18 protein-coding genes are annotated in these 16,270 nt (G+C 70.6%); 9 read left to right on the plus strand and 9 right to left on the minus strand.

Features of this window, described 5'->3' with window-relative positions; genetic code table 11:
* The first annotated feature begins 252 nt into the window (after positions 1–252).
* On the plus strand, positions 253–660 hold the full coding sequence (locus tag ACWCWD_RS04055) for an HIT family protein (RefSeq protein ID WP_450770060.1): 408 nt from the start codon (positions 253–255) through the stop codon (positions 658–660).
* A 57-nt stretch (positions 661–717) separates the two neighbouring features.
* Here ACWCWD_RS04055 and ACWCWD_RS04060 read toward each other — a convergent pair whose 3' ends face one another.
* On the minus strand, positions 718–1,095 hold the full coding sequence (locus ACWCWD_RS04060; protein WP_450770062.1) for a hypothetical protein: 378 nt from the start codon (positions 1,093–1,095) through the stop codon (positions 718–720).
* Between the two features lie 218 nt (positions 1,096–1,313).
* On the opposite strand from ACWCWD_RS04060, the gene ACWCWD_RS04065 reads away from it, so the two are divergent.
* On the plus strand, positions 1,314–2,003 hold the full coding sequence (locus ACWCWD_RS04065; RefSeq protein ID WP_450770063.1) for a GNAT family N-acetyltransferase: 690 nt from the start codon (positions 1,314–1,316) through the stop codon (positions 2,001–2,003).
* A gap of 79 nt (positions 2,004–2,082) precedes the next feature.
* Here the strand turns inward: ACWCWD_RS04065 and ACWCWD_RS04070 are convergent, their stop codons facing one another.
* The 4 genes from ACWCWD_RS04070 to ACWCWD_RS04085 form a co-directional block, all read right to left on the minus strand.
* Positions 2,083–2,274 (minus strand): DUF397 domain-containing protein, encoded by a 192-nt coding sequence (locus ACWCWD_RS04070; protein ID WP_450770065.1) that lies wholly within the window; start codon positions 2,272–2,274, stop codon positions 2,083–2,085.
* A gap of 127 nt (positions 2,275–2,401) precedes the next feature.
* On the minus strand, positions 2,402–2,590 hold the full coding sequence (locus ACWCWD_RS04075; RefSeq protein ID WP_450770367.1) for a DUF397 domain-containing protein: 189 nt from the start codon (positions 2,588–2,590) through the stop codon (positions 2,402–2,404).
* Positions 2,591–2,600: 10 nt separating this feature from the next.
* Entirely contained in the window at positions 2,601–2,789 is a 189-nt protein-coding gene (locus tag ACWCWD_RS04080) for a DUF397 domain-containing protein (RefSeq protein WP_450770067.1), read from the minus strand.
* A gap of 2 nt (positions 2,790–2,791) precedes the next feature.
* On the minus strand, positions 2,792–3,670 hold the full coding sequence (locus ACWCWD_RS04085) for a helix-turn-helix domain-containing protein (protein ID WP_450770069.1): 879 nt from the start codon (positions 3,668–3,670) through the stop codon (positions 2,792–2,794).
* 231 nt (positions 3,671–3,901) lie between these two features.
* Here ACWCWD_RS04085 and ACWCWD_RS04090 point away from each other — a divergent pair, with 231 nt between their 5' ends.
* Positions 3,902–4,351, plus strand: coding sequence for an ATP-binding protein (locus ACWCWD_RS04090; RefSeq protein WP_450770071.1), 450 nt, complete (start codon positions 3,902–3,904; stop codon positions 4,349–4,351).
* A gap of 80 nt (positions 4,352–4,431) precedes the next feature.
* Here ACWCWD_RS04090 and ACWCWD_RS04095 read toward each other — a convergent pair whose 3' ends face one another.
* From ACWCWD_RS04095 to pdhA, 3 genes are read right to left on the minus strand one after another with little or no spacing between them, the layout of a single operon-like run.
* Positions 4,432–5,910, minus strand: coding sequence for a dihydrolipoamide acetyltransferase family protein (locus ACWCWD_RS04095; RefSeq protein ID WP_450770369.1), 1,479 nt, complete (start codon positions 5,908–5,910; stop codon positions 4,432–4,434).
* 17 nt (positions 5,911–5,927) lie between these two features.
* The gene (locus tag ACWCWD_RS04100; protein WP_450770072.1) at positions 5,928–6,908 is read right to left on the minus strand and encodes an alpha-ketoacid dehydrogenase subunit beta; all 981 of its coding nucleotides are present in this window, start codon (positions 6,906–6,908) and stop codon (positions 5,928–5,930) included.
* 2 nt (positions 6,909–6,910) lie between these two features.
* Positions 6,911–8,065 (minus strand): pyruvate dehydrogenase (acetyl-transferring) E1 component subunit alpha, encoded by a 1,155-nt coding sequence (gene pdhA / locus ACWCWD_RS04105; protein ID WP_450770074.1) that lies wholly within the window; start codon positions 8,063–8,065, stop codon positions 6,911–6,913.
* A gap of 348 nt (positions 8,066–8,413) precedes the next feature.
* Here pdhA and ACWCWD_RS04110 point away from each other — a divergent pair, with 348 nt between their 5' ends.
* The 3 genes from ACWCWD_RS04110 to ACWCWD_RS04120 all read left to right on the plus strand — a co-directional run bounded on the left by ACWCWD_RS04110 (position 8,414) and on the right by ACWCWD_RS04120 (position 10,736).
* Positions 8,414–9,076 carry a response regulator gene (locus ACWCWD_RS04110; protein WP_450770075.1) on the plus strand — a complete coding sequence of 221 codons (663 nt, stop codon included), beginning with the start codon at positions 8,414–8,416 and terminating at the stop codon, positions 9,074–9,076.
* A 151-nt stretch (positions 9,077–9,227) separates the two neighbouring features.
* Positions 9,228–9,653: a pyridoxamine 5'-phosphate oxidase family protein gene (locus tag ACWCWD_RS04115; protein ID WP_450770077.1), complete on the plus strand. Its 426-nt coding sequence runs from the start codon at positions 9,228–9,230 to the stop codon at positions 9,651–9,653.
* Positions 9,654–9,719: 66 nt separating this feature from the next.
* On the plus strand, positions 9,720–10,736 hold the full coding sequence (locus ACWCWD_RS04120; protein WP_450770370.1) for a phosphotransferase: 1,017 nt from the start codon (positions 9,720–9,722) through the stop codon (positions 10,734–10,736).
* A gap of 88 nt (positions 10,737–10,824) precedes the next feature.
* On the opposite strand, the gene ACWCWD_RS04125 is transcribed toward ACWCWD_RS04120, so the two are convergent.
* Entirely contained in the window at positions 10,825–12,444 is a 1,620-nt protein-coding gene (locus ACWCWD_RS04125) for a protein kinase domain-containing protein (RefSeq protein ID WP_450770079.1), read from the minus strand.
* A 411-nt stretch (positions 12,445–12,855) separates the two neighbouring features.
* On the opposite strand from ACWCWD_RS04125, the gene ACWCWD_RS04130 reads away from it, so the two are divergent.
* From ACWCWD_RS04130 to ACWCWD_RS04140, 3 genes are all read left to right on the plus strand, one after another.
* Positions 12,856–14,529 (plus strand): protein kinase domain-containing protein, encoded by a 1,674-nt coding sequence (locus ACWCWD_RS04130; RefSeq protein WP_450770081.1) that lies wholly within the window; start codon positions 12,856–12,858, stop codon positions 14,527–14,529.
* A 520-nt stretch (positions 14,530–15,049) separates the two neighbouring features.
* On the plus strand, positions 15,050–15,505 hold the full coding sequence (locus ACWCWD_RS04135; protein WP_450770083.1) for a hypothetical protein: 456 nt from the start codon (positions 15,050–15,052) through the stop codon (positions 15,503–15,505).
* A gap of 183 nt (positions 15,506–15,688) precedes the next feature.
* Positions 15,689–16,234: a bacterial proteasome activator family protein gene (locus ACWCWD_RS04140; protein WP_450770084.1), complete on the plus strand. Its 546-nt coding sequence runs from the start codon at positions 15,689–15,691 to the stop codon at positions 16,232–16,234.
* Positions 16,235–16,270 lie beyond the last annotated feature (36 nt).

Raw genomic sequence — 16,270 nt, forward strand, 5'->3', positions numbered from 1 at the left:
AGGCGAACCCCACTCCCATGACCAGCACCATCGTCGGGACAACCGGATCGGAGATCATCCGGCGAATCTCCCGCACCCCGTCGACGCGGGTCAATCCCCGGGCGCACGTTCCTGTCGGAACGCTGACGCACCCCCGGCGGCCCCGGCACCGGTGGCGTCAACTCCCGCCATGCGGGCGGCGCGTCGGAGCGCGCCCGCGTGTCCGGTTCCCCGGGTGGGCTGCCCCGGTCGCGTCTGCCAGGGTCGGACCTCATGGACTGTGTCTTCTGCGCTCTCATCCAGGCGGACTCGGCCCGGTGGGTCACTCGTGGGCCGGTAGCCTCCGCCTTCGCCCCGCTCACGCCGATCGCCCCCGGCCACACCCTGGTCGTCCCGACCTCGCACTTCGCCGACCTCTTCGACACCCCGCCGGAGGTCCTCGCGGAGACCATGGCTCTGGTGCGGCTGGTCGCCGACAGGATGCGGTCCGCGCTCCGGGCCGACGGGGTCAACGTCCTCAACGCCAGCGGCCCAGGCTCGGAGCAGTCCGTGCCCCACCTGCACTTCCACGTGATCCCCCGGTGGAGCGGCGACGGCTTCTCGACCTGGCCCGGCGGACGTTCGCAGCACCGGGTCCACGGCGACCCGATCGCGCGGCTCGCCTCGGCCGTCGCCGGGTGACCGCCGTCCGTCACCCTCCGGGTCAGAAGATCACCAGCGGCCTGCGAGAACCGCACCTCACTCCGGCAGGCAGGAGCGAAACCGGCGCAGCAGTTCCTGTGCGGCAGGGCTCTCCCCGTCGAAGTTCTGGGCTCGTTGCCCAGCAGGAAGATCCGGCCCCCACATGCGGGCACCGTGGCAGCGGAAGCAGAACGCGATCTCGAAGAGCTGATCGGCCGAGTCGTAGGCACGGATACCCCAGCCCGGGAGGAAGCAGCGGTGCAGCTCACCGCCCGGCAGGCCGGCGATCAGGGACAGGACCTGCTGGGCCTGGTCGCCCTCCCAGAAGGCGGCACTGTCGCCCGCCAGGTCTTTGGAAGTGAGGTGCCTGGCGGGATCGGTGATACGGACGACCTCGACGAATTCGGTCTTCCCCTGGGTGAGCGGCAGCAGCATCCCCGGACTCTCCGATCACGGCCCTTCGATCACGCCTGAAACAGACCCTGAGGATCAAGTCCCATTCTACCGAGAGTGGTTGCGATGAAGATGCCGGTCGAGAACCTGGGTTCGCGGAATGCCAGCCTGCCAGGAGCTCCCCACGACGCTCACGGGCGACGGACGGCGGGGGTCGACAGCTCGCCCGTCCCCGCTTGCGGTCGTGCTCTAATCGCCCGGTGACGAACATCGAATCAGAGCTGATACGACGCTGGCTGAACGGCTGGTCCGTGGCGCGCTCCCTGCCCGAGGCCGAGCCGGTCGAGTCCGCCGGGGACGACAACGGCCTGCGGTCCGAGTGCGGCCTGCCCAGCCGCGCCGTCGAGATAGTCGCACTGCGTGCGGACGTAGAGCCCGAGTCCCTGACGCGGCTGGCGGACATCGTCGCCGCCGCGCGACAGCCCACCTGGCTCACGGTACCCACGCTGCACCCGGACGCCGTCGAAGCCGTCTTCGCCACCGCCGGACTGGAGGTGCTCCACCGGGCGGAGTGGCTCATGACCACCGACCTGACCGCGCACCCGCAGCACGCACCCGCCGCACCGTACGAGCGCGAGGTCCGCACGGAGGGGCCCGTCACGGTCGTCACCCTCCGCACCCCCTCCGGCGAGGTGGCGGCGAACGGCACCATCGCCGTGGTCGGCACCGACGCGATCGCCGATCGCATCGAGACGTACGCGGCACACCAGCGACGCGGCCTGGGCAGCGCCGTGATGAGCGCGCTGGCGGAAACCGCCGTGGCCCAGGGCGCCCGTACCGGACTTCTCATCGCCAGCAAGGAAGGCCAGTTGCTCTACTCGTCGCTCGGCTGGCGCCACGAGGCCGACGTGCTGATCGCCCAGGGGCCGGTGGCTCCCGCCGACCGGTAGGACCACTCCGCGCCGGGCCATCCGTACCCGCGTACGACGCCACGCCCAGCGCTTCAAGCAGTACTGGGCAGCAGGTCAATCACGAGGCGGAGGTCTCCGAGCGGCACAACTCGGCTCCGAAGGCTGCCCAGGCGGCATGCGCGACGACGATCACGGGGCCCTGGGGGCGCTTGGAGTCGCGCACGGCTACGGAGCCGGGGACGTTGCGGGCGACCTCGACGCAATCGCTGTTCATAGTGCTGTGGCTGGACTTGGCGAACTGATAGTCCATCGCTGACCGCCCTCCCCGTTCGGTTCCTTCGGAGACGCCAGCGCGGCATGACCATCGCTCGGCAACTGAAGTCTCCCCTCGGAACCGCATCCTCACCCTCGCCCGCCCCCCAGCTACCGACACCCCATCAGGAAGACGCCCCGCACCTCTCAGGACCAGCCACCCAAACACCCCCGCTGGCGGCCGCGAATACGAGCACACGGCCGCAGGGCCGCTTGGAGTCGCGTACGGCAACGGCGCCATGAATGTTGCGGACGATCTTGACCCACTTCTGGCCGTGGTTGTCACTGGAGATCGTAAAACCCTGAACTGGCAGTTCCCCGAAATCAGTTCATGTCCATACAGCGGGCAGCGGCCCGGAACGAGCTCCATGCAGAAGGATTCACGACAAGTACCGGGCCGTCAGGACACTTTGAGTCACGAACCGCGACGGCACCCGGGACGTTGCGGGCCACTTCGACGCACTCGCCATCTCCACTGCTGTAGCTGGACTTGACGAACTCGAAGTGGCGCACAGCTACAACTCCTTGCGAATACGCTCTATCAGAGCGATGGAATCGCGGGGAGCGAGTCCGCTTCTGGCAATGCGGCCGAACGTGACGTTGTGACGCGCGGCGTCCGTCTCGCTCTCCAACCACAGCGTAGACGACGTGGTGTCCATGTAAACCACGTCGAGCGCCCCCGGCTCGGCGAAGGAAACGACGCTGAACGCGCTGGTCATCCCGGGATGGGACCCCGCAAGGAACGGGACAACCTGCACCGTGACATTTGGCTCCATGGATGCTGCCGCAAGGCGTGCGAGCTGCGTACGCATCACCTCGCGTCCACCGACCAACTGCCGCAGCGCTCCCTCCCCGATGATCGCCCACAGCGCGAGCGGCTCGTCATCCGAGAGACGGGCCTGGCGCGCCACCTTCGCTTCGACGAATCGCTCGATCTCCTCAGGTTCACGCCACTCCGCGTTGCCCACAGCGAGAGCCCGCGCGTAGTCCGGAGTCTGGAGCAGGCCAGGAACGAACGCGCCTTGCCACGTACGGATTCCGGTGGCGATGTCCTCCAACGCCACGTACTCGACCAGCGATCGCAGCTCCGGATACTGGTTCCACCAGCCCTTCGCCTTGCGGCGCTCCCGGTCCAGTCCGGCCAAGTCCAGCAGGCGGCCGATGAGCTTCGAATCGTCGGTGCCGTAGAACTCGCAGAGCGTGCGGATGTCCGGGTCCCGCATCGGGACCCACCCTCGCTCCATTTTCACGATCTTCGAATTGGTGGCGCTGATCGTCTGCGCGGCCTGCTGCTGCGTCTTCCCCGACGCGTCCCGCAGACGGAGCAGTTCGCTACCGAGCCTGCGGCCCAGCACCGTCGACGTCCGATTCCCAAGTTGGGTTGCTCGATTCACAGGGTCAGTGTCGCGTTCGGGCCGCGTGGGCGTCGAGCACCTTCACCCGTTGGAGACACTTGTCTCCGTTTCACTTGTGCCCAGGTTCGAGGGATCGCTACGTTCAGTACTCCACCGCTCGCACAGCGAGGCCACCGGCGGAAGTGCACCGTCCTGCCCCGCGCCGGAGACGTACCGGCTCAGGCCCCGGCACGGCATCGCCACCGCCCGTTTCCACGGAGGTACGTGTCCATGACGCCCGCCCAGGAAATCCCCGCCCCCGAACCCGTTCTCCACGAGGACGTGCTCAGCTACACGCCCACGCCCGGCAGCGTCAGGCTCAGCCGGCGCCGGGCCGCGCGACTCGTCGCGGAGTGGGGGCATGAACACCTGGCCGACGACGTGGCGCTGCTGGTCAGCGAGTTGACCACCAACGCGGTGCTGCACGGCGGAGTACAGGGCCGCCTCTTCCGCGTACGCCTCCTGCTCACCGCGACCACTCTGCGGATCGAGGTCAGCGACGCGCGGGCGGAACGGCTGCCCGACACCCGCAAGCCCGTGGACACCGACTGTTTCGGACGGGGGCTGCTGATCGTGGCGAACCTCGCCGACAAGTGGGGCATCGAGCGCCGCACGGTCGGCAAGACGGTGTTCGCCGAGATGTCCCTCGCGGGAAAGACCGGGCCCCTCTTCCTCCCGTAACTCCGCCTCCCGCCCCCGGAAACGGGAGGTGGGCCCGCACGCTGCCGCGCGCGGGCCCACCTCGTAAGCCGTCCGGGCCGTCAGGCCCAGGTGATCAGGCGCTTCGGCTGCTCCAGGATCGCGGCGACGTCCGCCAGGAACCTCGACCCCAGCTCGCCGTCGATCAGGCGGTGGTCGAACGACAGCGCCAGCGTGGTGACCTGACGGGGCTTCACCTTGCCCTTGTGGACCCACGGCTGGAGCTTGATCGAACCGACCGCGAGGATCGCGGACTCGCCCGGGTTGAGGATGGGCGTGCCGGTGTCGACGCCGAAGACACCCACGTTGGTGATGGTGAGCGTGCCGCCCGCCATCGCCGCCGGAGAGGTCTTGCCCTCGCGGGCCGTGGTGACCAACTCGCCGAGCGCACCGGCCAGTTCGGGTAGGGTCTTCTCCTGCGCGTCCTTGATGTTCGGCACGATCAGTCCGCGCGGGGTGGCGGCGGCGATGCCCAGGTTCACGTAGTGCTTCTGGACGATCTCCTGATTCGCCTCGTCCCAGGCGGCGTTGACGCCCGGGTTCCGCCTGACCGCGACGAGCAGGGCCTTCGCGATGAGGAGCAGCGGGTTGACCCGGACCCCGGCGAGGTCCTTGTCCTCCTTCAGCTCCGCGACCAGCTTCATCGTGCGGGTGATGTCGACCGTGACGAACTCGGTGACGTGCGGTGCGGTGAAGGCGCTGGTGACCATCGCCTGCGCGATGGCCTTCCGTACCCCCTTGACCGGAATACGGGTCTCCCGCGCACCCGGCACCGCGGCCACCGGCTGCGGCGCCTCGGCCGGAGCGGTGTCGTACGGTCCGGTCTCGTACGCCACGGTCTCGTCGGGCGACTGGGCCACGGCGGCCGTGCCCTCGGCGACGGCGGCGGCCGGTGCGGTGACCGCGGGCGCCGGAACGGCGGCGGCGTGCACGTCGTCGCGGGTGATGACACCGTCCGGGCCGGTCGGGGTGACCGCCGCCAGATCGATGCCGAGGTCCTTCGCGAGCTTGCGGACCGGAGGCTTGGCGAGCGGACGGCTCTTCGCCACCGCCTGCGCGGCACCGGCGCCCCGGCCGTTCAGCTCACCCTGGACCGCCTGCACCGCGGCGGCCGCCGGCTGCTCGGCGCCCTTGCGGGGGCGGCGCTTGGTGGAGCTCTCGGAGACGCCGTAACCGACCAGTACGGACTGGCGGCCCTTGGGCGCCTCCTCCGCGGCGGCGGCCTCGGGCTCCGCCGGTGCGGAGACCGGAGCGGCCTGCACGGGGACGTCGGCGGGCGAACCGGGCGCCACGTCCACCGCGATGATCACCTGGCCCACGTCGACCGTGGTGCCCTCGGGGAAGCGCAGCTCGTGCACCACCCCGTCGAACGGGATCGGCAGCTCCACGGCGGCCTTGGCGGTCTCGACCTCGCAGACGACCTGGCCGTCGGTGACGGTGTCGCCGGGCTGGACGAACCACTTGAGGATCTCCGCCTCGGTGAGCCCCTCGCCCACGTCGGGCATCTTGAACTCACGGAAACGGACCGATGTGTCGGTCATCGTCACGACCCCTCTCCTCAGTACGCCAGCGAGCGGTCGACGGCGTCGAGCACCCGGTCGAGACCCGGCAGGTACTCGTCCTCCAGCCGGGCCGGCGGGTACGGCACGTGGTAACCGCCGACACGCAGGACCGGCGCTTCGAGATGGTAGAAGCTGCGCTCGGTGATCCGGGCCGCGATCTCCGCGCCGGAGCCGTAGAAGACCGGGGCCTCGTGCACGACGACCAGCCGGCCGGTCTTCTCGACCGAGGCCTGGATGGCGTCGAAGTCGATCGGGGACATCGACCGCAGGTCCAGGACCTCGACCGACTTGCCCTCCTCCTCGGCCGCCGCGGCGGCCTCCAGGCAGACCTTCACCATCGGCCCGTACGCGACGAGCGTGAGGTCGCTGCCCTCGCGGACCGTGACGGCGCGGTGCAGCGGGACCGGGATGGCCTCGGTGTCGACCTCACCCTTGTCCCAGTAACGCCGCTTGGGCTCGAAGAAGATGATCGGATCGTCGCTCTGGAGCGCCTGCTGCATCATCCAGTAGGCGTCGTGCGCGTTCGACGGCGAGACGACCTTCAGACCGGAGACGTGCGCGAACAGCGCCTCGGGCGACTCGCTGTGGTGCTCGACCGCGCCGATGCCGCCGCCGTAGGGGATGCGGATGACGACGGGCAGCTTGATCTTGCCGAGCGAACGGGCGCGCATCTTCGCGAGCTGCGTGACGATCTGGTCGTACGCGGGGAACACGAAGCCGTCGAACTGGATCTCGACGACGGGACGGTAACCGCGCAGGGCCAGACCGATCGCCGTGCCGACGATGCCGGACTCGGCGAGCGGGGTGTCGATCACCCGGCCCTCGCCGAAGTCCTTCTGGAGCCCGTCGGTGATCCGGAAGACGCCGCCGAGCTTGCCGACGTCCTCACCCATGATCAGGACCTTGGGGTCGGTGTCGAGGGCATGGCGCAGCGACTCGTTGAGCGCCTTCGCGATGGACATCTTTTCCGCGGCCATGGTCAGTTCCCCTCCTCGACGAACGATGCCTGGTAGGCGATGAACTCGGCCCGCTCCTCGTCGACGAGCGAGGAGCCGTCGGCGTAGACGTGGTCGAACATCGCCATGGAACCCGGGTCCGGCATGGCGCGGACAGCCTCACGCACGCCCTTGCCGAGCGCCTCGCTCTCCGCCTCCAGGGCGGTGAAGAAGGCCTCGTCCGCGAACTTCTGCTTCTCCATGTACGTGCGCAGCCGCAGGATCGGGTCCTTCGCCTCCCACGCGGCGCGCTCCTCGTCGGCCCGGTACTTCGTCGGGTCGTCGGAGGTGGTGTGCGCGCCCATGCGGTAGGTGAACGCCTCCACGAGGGTGGGGCCCTCACCGCTGCGGGCCCGCTCCAGCGAAGCCTTGGTCACCGCGAGGCAGGCGAGCACGTCGTTGCCGTCGACCCGGACGCCGGGGAAGCCGTAGCCCTGGGCGCGCTGGTAGAGCGGCACCCGGGTCTGGCGCGCGGTGGGCTCGGAGATCGCCCACTGGTTGTTCTGGCAGAAGAACACGACGGGGGCGTTGTAGACCGCGGCGTAGGTGAACGCCTCGGCCACGTCGCCCTGGCTGGTGGCGCCGTCACCGAAGTACGCGACCACGGCGGAGTCACCGCCGTCCTTGGCGACACCCATGGCATAGCCGGTGGCGTGCAGCGTCTGCGAGCCGATGACCAGCGTGTACAGGTGGAAGTTGTTGCTGGCCGGGTCCCAGCCGCCGTGGTTCACACCACGGAACAGGCCGAGCAGGTTCGTCGGGTCCACGCCACGGCACCAGGCAACGCCGTGCTCGCGGTAGGTGGGGAAGACGTAGTCGTCGTCGCGCAGCGCCCGGCCGGAGCCGATCTGCGCGGCCTCCTGGCCCAGCAGCGAGGCCCACAGGCCCAGCTCGCCCTGGCGCTGCAGGGCGGTCGCCTCGGAGTCGAACCGACGGGTCAGCACCATGTCCCGGTACAGCGCACGCAGCTCCTCGGGGGAGAGGTCGATGCTGTAGTCCGGGTGCTCCACCCGCTCGCCCTCGGGCGTCAGGAGCTGTACGAGCTGCGGCTCGGAACTCTGCGGTGCCTTCGCGGCGCTGGTGCGCCTGCTGCTGCTACTGCGTCGCGGCTTACGCGCGGCAGTGCTCTCCACGGTCACGTGCGTGCTCCTCCGTCGGTCCGGACCCCGGGGTCTGCCGGGATACCAGTGCGGCTCGCCTGTGTCCGGACCCGTGCACGGGGTGGGTGCCGCTCGGCCGGGAACAGGCGTGACAGGTGCCCCGGCGAGCGCCCTGTCACAGGCACGTTACCCAGTGGGTCGCATATACGCGAAACCCTCTCTGACCTGCGATTTTGCTTGGATTTCCAAGTAAATCGCGAAAAACCCGAACTCTCGCTGGTCACAGCACTGGTAACAGCCTCGCAGGCGGCCGGAACAACGGCACGTTATCCCGGGGGACCGGCGCAGGGAAGGGCGGAGCGGAGCGGAGTGTGTGAGACTGCGAATGTGTCCGAAGATGGAAAAATCACCGTATTTCTACTCGACGACCATGAGGTAGTACGTCGGGGCGTCCACGACCTGCTCGCGGTGGAGGACGACATCGAGGTCGTCGGCGAGGCCGGGACCGCCGCCGACGCCCTGGTCCGCATCCCCGCCACCCGCCCGGACGTGGCCGTGCTGGACGTGCGCCTGCCGGACGGCAGCGGGGTGGAGGTGTGCCGGGAGATCCGCTCCCAGAACGAGAACATCAAGTGCCTGATGCTGACCTCGTACGCCGACGACGAGGCCCTGTTCGACGCGATCATGGCCGGTGCCTCGGGGTACGTACTGAAGGCGATCCGCGGCAACGAGCTGCTCAGCGCGGTACGCGACGTGGCGGCCGGCAAGTCGCTGCTGGACCCCGCGGCCACCGCCCGCGTGCTGGCCCGGCTCCGCGACGGCAAGGACAGCAAGGGCGACGACAAGCTCGCCAACCTCACCGATCAGGAGCGCAAGATCCTCGACCTGATCGGCGAGGGGCTCACCAACCGGGTCATCGGCGAGCGCCTGCACCTCGCGGAGAAGACGATCAAGAACTACGTCTCCAGCCTCCTGTCGAAGCTCGGCATGGAGCGCCGCTCGCAGGCCGCCGCGTACGTCGCCCGGATCCAGGCCGAGGGCGAGCGCTGAGAGACCGGCGCCGAGGAACCGGTGCCGGGAGAGCCGCGCCGGGAGACCGGCGCTGGGAAGCGGTCCCCGGCCTGACCGGGGACCTTGGTCCCGGTGCGCCCGGGGCCCCGGACCCTTACGGACGGACCGGGCCGCGTCGGACAGTGGAGGAATGTCTCCAGAGGTATCGCGCGCCATCGAGCTGCTGCACCGGGTCCCGTACGGCCGGCTGGCGACCAGCAGGCGTGCGCTCCCGCTGCTGGCCCTCGCCCGCCACATCGTGGACGACGGGCACCTCGTGCTGCGCATGCACGGCGGACTCGGCCACCACGAGGCCTGCGACGGCAGCGTCGTCGCCTACGGGGCCGACAACCTGAACACCGCCGCCCCGGGCGACCAGGACCTGTGGGCCGTGCAGTTCACCGGCACCGCCGAGCTCCTCGAACCCTCCCGCGCCCAGCGCGCCCGCTTCGGCGCCCTGCCCGCCGAGGTCAACGGCGAGACCTTCGCTCCGGTCTACCTCCGACTGCACCCTCAGTTCACCTCTGTGCACACTCTGGGCTGGAAATCAAGTCCGCATCCGGGGCACGTCGTGTGATCTACCATCTGGTAAGTGCCGCGCTCATATGTAACCCACCCTCCCCAGCCTCCGGTCGGCGAGGTCATGCGCCGCTATCCCGCGGTCGGTGAACCGCTCGCCTGCGAGCCGATCACCAAGGGACTTCTCAACCACGGATACCGCGTCTCCACCACGCGCGGCGCGTACTTCCTCAAGCACCACCTCGACAAGCAGCACCTGGACGACGCCACCGGCGAGCGCTCCCTCATCGCCCGCCAGCACCGGGCCACCATGCGCCTCCAGTCGATCGGCGTCCCCGTCGCACCACCGCTGGCCGACGCCGACGGCGAGACCGTCACCGTCATCGACGGCCACTGCTTCGCCCTGCACCCCTGGGTCGACGGCCGCCACCGCATCGGCGCCCAGCTGACCCCCGACCAGTCCCAGCGTCTCGGGGCGCTCCTCGGAGCCGTACACACCGGTCTCGAACAGGTCATGGGCCCCGGCGGCGGTACGCCGACCACGCGACGCGGCCACGGCAGCCCGGACCCGGCCGACACCTTCGCCCTCATCGACGAACTGCTCGACGCCGCCCGCGGCGTACGCCCCCGCGACACCCCGCTGGACGCCTTCGACGAGCTCGCCGTACACCGCCTCGTCGAACGCAGGGCCCTGCTGGAACGCCACGCCCACCGCCGGCCGCCCACCCCCGTGGGCCCCGCCCACGGCTGGGTGCACGGCGACTTCCACCCGCTGAACCTGCTCTACCGGGGCAGCGACCCCGTCGCGATCGTCGACTGGGACCGGCTCGGCGTCCAGCCCCGCGCGGAGGAGGCGGTACGCGCCGCGGCGATCTTCTTCGTCCAGCCGGCCGGAAAACTCGAACTCGACAAGGTCAAGGCGTACGCCCGCGCCTACCGCGAGGCCGCCGGAGCCGGCTCGGCCGAGCTCGCCGCCGCGGTCCACCGGGTCTGGTGGGAGCGGCTCAACGACTTCTGGATACTGCGCTGGCGCTACGCCCTGGGAGACCGAAGGGCCGACCCGCAGTTCCCTGCGGTGTCGGCCCTGGTGGTGTGGTGGACCCGGGAGTACGAGGCCGTGAACGAGGCGTTCACGGGGTGAGCGCCCCGCACCGGGTGGGCGGGGCGCTCAACGGGGTCGCGGGGTCAGTTGGCGCGAGCCGGTCCCGTAGTCGGTCGGCGCGAGCCGGTCAGGGGATGAGTCCCTCCGCGCCCGCGGACTCGGTGGAGCCGGTGGGCTCGGCGGTGGCACCGGTGTCGCCCGTGCCGCCCGCCGGGTCTCCGCCCGCGCCGTCGTCCGTCGGGTCCGTGGTCGGCTCCGTGGACGTGTCGCCCGTGGGCTCCCCGGCGCCCCCGCCGTTCGACGTGGCGGGCGCCTCCGTGGTCTGGGTCGGCTTCGGGGTGTACGACTGCTGCGTTTCGGTCGGCGTCGGCGTCCACGTCGGGTCCTCGGACCACTGCGACTTCCCGCCGGAGGAATCCTCGGGCGCCTGCGACTCCTCGGTCGGCTCGTCGCTCGGCTCGGCCGACGTCTCGTCCGGGGACGGCGAGGACGACGTGGGCGGGTCAACCCGGCCCTTGTCGGTGTCGCCGCTGCCCGCCGCGTTGACGGCGATCGCGACCCCGACGCCGATCGCGACCAGCGCCAGCACCACGAAGAGCCACATCTTGCTCTTGCCGCCGCCATTGCCCTGGCCGCCGTCGTAACCGCCGTTGCCGTAACCGCCGTAGCCGCCGTCGTCCGGGTTCATCGGCGGCAGGATCGGCCCCTGCGAGGTGTCCCCGTGCGCCGCGTAGCCGCCGGCCCCCATCACCTGGGTGGACCCCGCGAAACCCTGCGCCGGGGTGTGACCGCCGTCGTACCCGACGACAGGCCCGGTGTTCCACGTACCGGTGTGGCCGCCCTGCACCTGGAGCATCTGCAGGCCGTACTGGACCAGCCCGCGCATCTCCTCCGCGCTCTGGAACCGGTCGTCCGGCTCCTTCGCGAGCGAACGCATCACCAGACCGTCCAGCTCCGGCGGCACCCCGTCCGAGACCTCGGACGGCGGGACCGGGATGTCCTGGACGTGCTGGTACACCACGGAGAGCGGCGTCTCACCGGTGAACGGGGGCCGCAGCGCCAGCAGTTCGTACAGCAGACAGCCGGTCGCGTACAGGTCGGAGCGGTGGTCGACGGCCTTGCCGAGCGCCTGCTCCGGAGAGAGGTACTGCGGAGTGCCCATGACCATGCCGGTCTGCGTCATCGTCGACTGCGCGCCGTGCAGCGCGCGGGCGATGCCGAAGTCCATGACCTTGACCGCGCCGGAGTCCGTGATGATGACGTTCGCGGGCTTGATGTCCCGGTGCACGATGCCGTGCTGGTGCGAGTAGGCCAGCGCCTCCAGCACACCCGAGACGATGATGAGCGCCTGCTCGGGCGGCGGTGCCTCCGCACTGATCAGCAGGTCACGGATGGTGCGGCCCTCGACCAGCTCCATCACGATGTAGGGGACGGTCTGACCGCCCACGACGTCCTCGCCGGAGTCGTACACGGCGACGATCGCGTGGTGGTTGAGCCCGGCCACCGACTGTGCCTCGCGGGTGAACCGCGCCTTGGACACCGGGTCCTCGGCGAGATCGGAGCGGAGCAGCTTCACCGCGACGGTACGTCCCAGACGGACGTCCTCCGCGGCGTAGACCTCCGCCATTCCGCCCCTGCCGAGGCGGTGGGTCATCCGGTAACGGCCGTCCCCGACGACGCCGCCGACGCCCCAGGAGTCGGTGCCATCCGAGACTCCGCCGCCGTTTGCTTCGGAATCGGGTGCCATCAGTCCTCGCCGTCGTATCTGTCCGCGCGTCCGCGGGTCCTCACGGTGCCTGGTTCCTGCATCAGCCGCATGGACGGCTGTACTGCCACGCCACGCTACAGCCTCCACCGCGCCCCTCGGTCCGGAGCGAAACCGGTCATCCGATCGGCCCGCGTGGCGCACGCGCACATTCTGGGCAGTTCCTGTAACGCTTCCGAGACGGTTCGTGTGGTCAGGGTCACGGAACCGGCACCTGGCTTGACGTGTCCCACCCCTCGGGCAGACTTGGGACCCAGTACGGATCTTCGCGGATTCCGGGGGCCCGGGGCCTCTGTTCACCGAAGTTTCTCGTCACCGAAGCTTCGGAACAATTTCCGCGATTCCCGCGACATCGGGGTGAGGCGCCAACGACGCGCCGAGGGGGAGCACGTCATGAGCCAGGACGGTTCGCAGGGCCGCTATGCGGGCGGAGCCGTCGCCGGCGGCCGGTACCAGCTCCGTGACCTGCTCGGCGAAGGCGGCATGGCCTCCGTCTACCTCGCCTACGACGCGGCGCTCGACCGCCAGGTGGCCATCAAGACGCTGCACACCGAACTCGGACGGGAACAGTCCTTCCGCGAACGGTTCCGCCGCGAGGCCCAGGCCGTCGCGAAGCTCCAGCACACCAACATCGTCTCCGTCTTCGACACCGGCGAGGACGAACTCGGCGGCGCCCTGATGCCGTACATCGTCATGGAGTACGTGGAGGGTCTGCCGCTCGGCTCGGTGCTGCGCCAGGACATCGCCGCCCAGGGCGCGATGCCCGCCGACAAGGCCCTCAAGGTGACCGCCGACGTGCTGGCCGCCCTGGAGACCAGCCACGAGATGGGGCTCGTCCACCGCGACATCAAGCCCGGCAACGTCATGATCACCAAGCGCGGCGTCGTCAAGGTCATGGACTTCGGCATCGCCCGCGCCATGCAGTCCGGCGTCACCTCGATGACCCAGACCGGCATGGTGGTCGGCACACCCCAGTACCTCTCCCCCGAGCAGGCCCTCGGCCGCGGCGTGGACGCCCGCTCCGACCTCTACTCGGTCGGCATCATGCTCTTCCAGCTGCTCACCGGGCGCCTCCCCTTCGACGCGGAGTCCCCGCTCGCCATCGCCTACGCGCACGTGCAGGAGCAGCCGCCCGTCCCGTCCACGATCAACCGGGCGGTCACCCCCGCGGTGGACGCCCTCGTCGCCCGCGCGCTCCGGAAGAACCCGAACGAACGCTTCCCCAGCGCCGCCGCGATGCGCGACGAGATCTTCCGGGTACTGAACGCCTCGGGCCAGGCCGCCGCCCCGGTGATCGTCGCCGGAGGTCCCACCAACAGCGGTTCGGGCGTCGGCGCGACGGTCTTCCCGCCGGTCGACCAGCAGGCCGCGCCCGGCCCGTACGGTGTCCAGACCCCGTACCCGGCGCACCCGCACCACCAGCAGCCCGGCCCGTACGGAGCCCCGACCCCGGCACCGAGCTACGGCTACCCGCAGGCCGCCCCCCAGGCGTACCAGCAGACCCCGCCGCCGTACGCGGTGGCGCAGACCCCGCCCGCCGCCGGACAGCTGGGCCACGGCGGCACGGGCGCCGGGGGTACGGGCATCGGGGGTACGGGCACCGGGGGCGGCAACGGCAGGTCCCGGCGGAACCCGGTGGTCCTGGGCTCGGTCGCCGTCGCCGGCATCGTCGTCCTCGGCGTGGTGGCGACACTCCTGCTCAGCGGTGGCGGCGACGACAACCCGACGACCGGGCCCACCGACGCCTCCGGCAGCAGCGCACCGGCGGTCGCCGGGGAACACAAGGGCCCCGAGCGCAACCGGACCATGGACACCCAGGACTGCACGGACCCGAACACGGACGTCCGCGACACCGAGAAGGTCGCCGTGCCGGACTTCGTCTACAAGGACCTGCTCTCCGCGAAGGCCTGCGCCGACGCCGCCGGATGGACCCTCAAGGTGATCGAGGAGCCCGGCAACACCTACGCCGAGGACCAGGTCGTCAAGCAGTTCCCGACCGCCGGTACGGCCATCGATCCGGTCAACGCCCACATCGAGCTGAGCGTCTCCACGGGGGACCCGTCCTGAGGCCCGCCCTGAGCTGAAGCGGGCCGGGCCGGGCCGGGTCGGGCCGGCCGACCGCTTCGGGCTTCGCCGTTCGGCCTTTCCGGTTCTTCCGGCTCTCTTCTGGCCGGGCCGGATCGTCCGTTCGTGCGTGGACCGGATCGGCCGTTCGGGTGGGAGGTGGGTCCGCCGTCACCATGGCGGATGACATCCGTCGATCCGGGATGCCGGGAATGTGCGGGCGTGTGACGCTGAACCCATGGCTCCAGGTCCTCCTCCCCCGCGGTCTCCGTGGACGTCGAGGTCGGTCGTCTCCCTCCTGCTCGCCATGACCGCCACGCTGGGCCCGACGGCCTGCGCGGCCGCCTCCCCGTCTCCCCGTACGACCACCGCCGCCTCTCCCTCGGCCACCCCGTCCCGGGCGGCGGGGCCCGCCTTCTCCGGCATGCCCGGTACACGCCTCCCCCACCGGGCCCCGCGCCCGACGGGAGCGTCGCCGTCGCCGTTCTCCCCGTCCCATCCAGGGGCCTCGCCATCCGCCCCTGTGGCCTCACCGTCCACCCCTGCGGCCGCCGCCGTCGCCCCTGCTCCGGCAGGACAGGCCGGGTTCACGCTTCCGGCCACCACTCCGCCCGTCGCCCCGCCGCCCCTCACTCCGTCTCTCACCCCGCCCCTCACCCCGACCGCCACGCCGTCCCAGGGGGAGCAACCGTTCGCCGGGCGGCCCGCGGGGGAGGGCCGGGTGCGCCCCGGCCGGTCGCTGTCGCCCCAGGAGCTCGCCGAGGCCATCGCCGCCCTGGAGGACGAGGCCACCCCGGAGCCCCCGTCCGCCTCCGCAGCGCCGCCGTTCCCGTCCTCGGAGCCCGTACCGACGACGCGTCCGCACGCGCTGGGCACCCACGCCACCGGAGGTCTCCGCCACCTCTCCCTGGGCAGCGGAATCGCCCTGGTCGGCCTCGGACTGGCCTTCCTCGGCGCCCGGATGCGCCGCGCGGACTGACGGGACAGACGGTACGTACGGGACGGAACGGAATCCGCGTCCGGCTCGGCGCCCGAAGATCCGGGGACATCCAAGGGACATCCGGGGGGACCGATCACGCATTCAGGTACGTAGGGGACGGTGGATCAAGCCCAAGAAGGGGCACCACCCTTCTGTACGGCGCATGTGCGAGACAATGGCGGCATGGAGATGCCGAGGAATGACCGGTCGCAGGAGCACCCCCAGGTCCTCGTAGTGGGACAGGACGGAATGGCTGTCGGCGGCGGTGCCAGTGGCGACGAGTCCCGCGAGGTCCCAGTGACGGAGATGGTCGAACAGCCCGCGAAGGTCATGCGCATCGGCAGCATGATCAAGCAGCTCCTTGAGGAGGTCAGAGCGGCACCTCTCGACGAGGCGAGCCGCGTCCGGCTCAAGGAGATCCACGCCAGCTCCGTGAAGGAGCTGGAGGACGGTCTCGCGCCCGAGCTGGTGGAGGAGCTGGAACGCCTCTCGCTGCCCTTCACGGAGGAGTCGGTCCCCTCGGAGGCCGAGCTGCGGATCGCGCAGGCCCAGCTGGTGGGCTGGCTGGAGGGCCTGTTCCACGGCATCCAGACCGCCCTGTTCGCCCAGCAGATGGCGGCCCGCGCCCAGCTGGAGCAGATGCGGCGCGCCCTGCCCCCCGGCTCCGGCGACGACGAGGGGTCGGCCGGAGACCCGCACGGCGCGATCCGCTCCGGCCCGTACCTGTAGGCCGGACCGCACCGAACAGCACGACCACGCGCAGAA

The sequence above is a fragment of the Streptomyces sp. NPDC001493 genome, from assembly GCF_053597235.1.

Coding starts and splice junctions, on each gene's coding strand:
- ACWCWD_RS04055 (WP_450770060.1), top strand. CDS start 253: ATGGACTGTGTCTTCTGCGCTCTCATCCAGGCGGACTCGGCCCGGTGG.
- ACWCWD_RS04060 (WP_450770062.1), bottom strand. CDS start 1,095: ATGCTGCTGCCGCTCACCCAGGGGAAGACCGAATTCGTCGAGGTCGTC.
- ACWCWD_RS04070 (WP_450770065.1), bottom strand. CDS start 2,274: ATGGACTATCAGTTCGCCAAGTCCAGCCACAGCACTATGAACAGCGAT.
- ACWCWD_RS04090 (WP_450770071.1), top strand. CDS start 3,902: ATGACGCCCGCCCAGGAAATCCCCGCCCCCGAACCCGTTCTCCACGAG.
- ACWCWD_RS04095 (WP_450770369.1), bottom strand. CDS start 5,910: ATGACCGACACATCGGTCCGTTTCCGTGAGTTCAAGATGCCCGACGTG.
- ACWCWD_RS04100 (WP_450770072.1), bottom strand. CDS start 6,908: ATGGCCGCGGAAAAGATGTCCATCGCGAAGGCGCTCAACGAGTCGCTG.
- ACWCWD_RS04115 (WP_450770077.1), top strand. CDS start 9,228: ATGTCTCCAGAGGTATCGCGCGCCATCGAGCTGCTGCACCGGGTCCCG.
- ACWCWD_RS04120 (WP_450770370.1), top strand. CDS start 9,720: ATGCGCCGCTATCCCGCGGTCGGTGAACCGCTCGCCTGCGAGCCGATC.
- ACWCWD_RS04125 (WP_450770079.1), bottom strand. CDS start 12,444: ATGGCACCCGATTCCGAAGCAAACGGCGGCGGAGTCTCGGATGGCACC.
- ACWCWD_RS04130 (WP_450770081.1), top strand. CDS start 12,856: ATGAGCCAGGACGGTTCGCAGGGCCGCTATGCGGGCGGAGCCGTCGCC.
- ACWCWD_RS04140 (WP_450770084.1), top strand. CDS start 15,689: ATGGAGATGCCGAGGAATGACCGGTCGCAGGAGCACCCCCAGGTCCTC.